Raw genomic sequence first — 702 nt, forward strand, 5'->3', positions numbered from 1 at the left:
GCGCGGCCCTCGTGGATCCGGCCGCACTTGTCGACGACGAAGTTGTACCGGAGGTCGCCGAGGCCGGCCGTCTCGGTGTCGTACGCCATGAGCGCGCGGATCAGCGCCGGGGACTCGGCGCAGCTGTAGGCGTCGCTGCCGCCCGTGTGGTGCACGAACACCGCGCTGACCTTGTCGTCGTACTGCGGCGACCCGGCCACCGTCGCCTCGTCCGCGCCCCACCGGGCCCGGCCGACGATCGGGGGCCGGGTGACGGTGGAGGTGACGGCGACCGGCGGATCGTCGGTGACGAACGCCGCGTTGCGCATGCCGCCGACGCCCGTCGTGCCCCGCGTGCCGACCGTCGCGGCGGTGTGCCCGGCCGCGCCGTCCGTCGTCCCCGGGTCGACGAGGTCGACCCGCAGCCCCTTCGGAAGCCCCGCCCGTGATCCGTCGGCCGTGACGACGCGGGCCTCGACGCCGTCGCTGGGGCCGACCCACAGCGGCTCGGAGGCACCGCGGGAGCCGCCGGGCAGGGCGGCGGACGGGCGCAGGGCGCGCCAGGCGCTCCACCGGCCGGTCGCGGCGTCACGGGTGCGCACCTGGGCCGTGCCGTCCAGCCGGGCGGCGGCGTCGGTCCAGGAGACACCGAGGAGGGAGAAGGGAGCGGTGTGGGTGCGGGCCAGAGCGGGGCGCCCGCCGGCCGCGGACGTGAGCGCCACG

1 protein-coding gene is annotated in these 702 nt (G+C 77.6%); it reads right to left on the bottom strand.

Annotated elements, in window-relative coordinates; all coding sequences use genetic code 11:
- The coding region (locus AOK23_RS42100; protein ID WP_476718321.1) for a peptidoglycan recognition protein family protein at positions 1-702 on the bottom strand (702 nt) is incomplete at both ends.

It is taken from the genome of Streptomyces torulosus (assembly GCF_001419765.1).
In the GTDB taxonomy this organism is placed as follows: domain Bacteria; phylum Actinomycetota; class Actinomycetes; order Streptomycetales; family Streptomycetaceae; genus Streptomyces; species Streptomyces torulosus.